At 67.5% G+C, this 2,637-nt stretch carries 2 protein-coding genes and 1 tRNA gene; all 3 read left to right on the top strand.

Annotated elements, in window-relative coordinates:
- Positions 1-1,584, top strand: a 1,584-nt coding sequence (ppsA, locus tag HOQ08_RS15110) for a phosphoenolpyruvate synthase (RefSeq protein WP_291196816.1), incomplete at its 5' end; no start/stop codon positions are given.
- Between the two features lie 84 nt (positions 1,585-1,668).
- Positions 1,669-1,758 (top strand) — tRNA-Ser (locus HOQ08_RS15105).
- Between the two features lie 112 nt (positions 1,759-1,870).
- Positions 1,871-2,575, top strand: a complete 705-nt coding sequence (locus HOQ08_RS15100) for a protein phosphatase 2C domain-containing protein (RefSeq protein WP_291196814.1) — start codon at positions 1,871-1,873, stop codon at positions 2,573-2,575.
- The last annotated feature ends 62 nt before the right edge of the window (positions 2,576-2,637 follow it).

Genomic DNA, 2,637 nt, shown 5'->3' with positions numbered 1-2,637 from the left:
AAGCCGGGCGAGCGCGTGCGCATCGAGGAAACCCCGGCCGAGCTGCGCAACAAGTTCTGCATCTCCGACGAGGACGTGCAGGAACTGGCAAGCCAAGCGCTCGTCATCGAGCAGCACTACGGCCGCCCGATGGACATCGAGTGGGCGAAGGACGGCAATACCGGCAAGCTCTACATCGTGCAGGCACGCCCGGAGACGGTGAAGTCGCGCGCCCACGCCACGCAGCTGGAGCGCTTCCAGCTCAACGAGAAGGGCAAGGTGCTGGCCGAGGGCCGCGCCATCGGCCAGAAGATCGGCTCGGGCAAGGCGCGCGTGGTCAAGTCGATCAGCCAGATGCACGAGTTCCAGAACGGCGACGTGCTGGTTGCCGACATGACCGATCCCGACTGGGAGCCGATCATGAAGCGCGCCGCCGCCATCGTGACCAACCGCGGCGGCCGCACCTGCCATGCCGCGATCATCGCGCGCGAGCTGGGCGTGCCGGCTGTGGTCGGCACCGGCAACGCGCTGCAGACGATTCCTGACGGCGCGGAAGTGACCGTGTCCTGCGCCGAGGGCGACACCGGCATGATCTACGAAGGCAAGCTCGCCTTCGACCGCATCACCGCGGACCTGGGCGCCATGCCCGAGGCGCCGCTGAAGATCATGATGAACGTGGCCAACCCCGAGCGCGCGTTCGACTTCGGCATGCTGCCCAATGCCGGCATCGGGCTGGCACGCCTGGAGATGATCATCGCCAGCCACATCGGTGTGCACCCGAAGGCGCTGCTCGAATACAGCCGCCAGGACGCGGAGACCAAGGCGAAGATCGACGAGCGCATGGCCGGCTACGCCGACCCGGTGAGCTTCTACGTCGACCGCCTGGCCGAAGGCATCGCCACCATCGCCGCCTCGGTGTACCCGAAGCCGGTGATCGTGCGCCTGTCCGACTTCAAGTCGAACGAGTATGCCGGCCTGATCGGCGGCGCGCGCTACGAACCGCACGAGGAGAACCCGATGATCGGCTACCGCGGCGCCAGTCGCTATGTCGACGCCGGCTTTGCCGAGTCGTTCGCGCTGGAGTGCAAGGCGGTCAAGAAGGTGCGCGAGGCAATGGGCCTCAGCAACGTATGGGTGATGATCCCGTTCGTGCGCACGCTGGGCGAAGGCCGCAAGGTGGTCGAGGTGCTGGAGAAGAACGGCCTCAAGCAGGGCCAAAGTTTCGATGGAGAGCCGGGCCTCAAGGTCATCATGATGTGCGAGGTCCCGTCCAACGCCCTGCTCGCCGAGGAATTCCTGGAGATCTTCGACGGCTTCTCGATCGGCTCCAACGACCTCACCCAGCTCACCCTCGGCCTGGACCGCGACTCGGGCATCGTCGCCAGCCTGTTCGACGAACGCGACCCGGCCGTGAAGAAGCTGCTCGCCATGGCGATCAAGACCGCGCGCGAGAAAGGCAAGTACGTGGGCATCTGCGGCCAGGGTCCGAGCGACCACCCGGACCTGGCCGAATGGCTGATGGACCAGGGCATCGAGTCGGTCTCGCTCAATCCCGATACGGTGGTCGACACCTGGCTGCGGCTGGCCAAGAAGAAGGCCGGCTGAGACCTGGCGGGGATGCCGAGAGCGCTTGTCAGGGCTCCCGGCTCCACGTAAAATCGCCGGCTCGCGTCGACCCGCGATCCTTTAGGAGAGGTGGCAGAGTGGTCGAATGTACCTGACTCGAAATCAGGCGAACGTGTAAGCGTACCGTGGGTTCGAATCCCACCCTCTCCGCCAGAAAGTTCAGGCCCAGATCGTCCGGTCGGGGCTTTTTCTTTTCCGAGCGTGCGTTTTGCGAAGCTTGGCTGCATCCGGCATGCTGCGCGTTGCTCCCACTGCCCATCGCCCCATGATCGAGTTCGGACACGGCACCCACGTCGGCTTGCGCCGCACGAGCAACGAGGACACCTACTACGCCGATCCGGCGCTGGGATTGTTCCTCGTGGCCGACGGCATGGGCGGGCACCAGCATGGCGAGGTGGCGTCGGCGCTGGTGCGCGATGCCGTCGTGGAAGAGATCACGCGCGGGCGGGGGCTGGTCGAAGCCGTGCGCGGCGCCGGGGAGCAGCTGCTGCAGCAGGCGGGCGGCGCCTCCGACGCGTTGCCGATGGGTACGACGGTGGCGGCCTTGCGCATGGCCGGCGAACGCTACGAGGTCGCCTGGGTCGGCGACAGCCGCATCTACCTGTGGCAGCAGGGCGCGCTGCATCAGGTCAGCCACGACCATTCGCTGGTGCAGGAACTGGTCGCGGCCGGCCAACTCGACCCGGCGCTGGCCGACCGCCACCCGCAGCGCACCGTGCTGACCCAGGCGCTCGGCGGGACCGCGAGCGAGCCCCTGCATATCGGCATGGCGCGGGGCCGCGCCGAGCCGGGCAGCGCTTTCGTGCTGTGCAGCGACGGCCTGACCGAAGGCCTGTCGGACGACGCGATCGCACGCATCGTCGGCCGCACCGACCTTGCCGCGCAGGAGTGCGTCGATCACCTGCTGCTGGCGGCACTCGAGGGCAGCGCCGACGACAACATCACGGTGATACTGGCGCGCGTGAACTGAGCCTTCAGGCCACGGCGAGCGCCGCTTCGTCCTGCGCCAGCCGGCGCCACACGCTGCCGCCC

The sequence above is a fragment of the Frateuria sp. genome (assembly GCF_013362045.1).
GTDB lineage: Bacteria > Pseudomonadota > Gammaproteobacteria > Xanthomonadales > Rhodanobacteraceae > Frateuria_A.
Note: the sequence above shows the minus strand (reverse complement) of the source record. Positions and strands in the feature narration are given on the sequence as shown.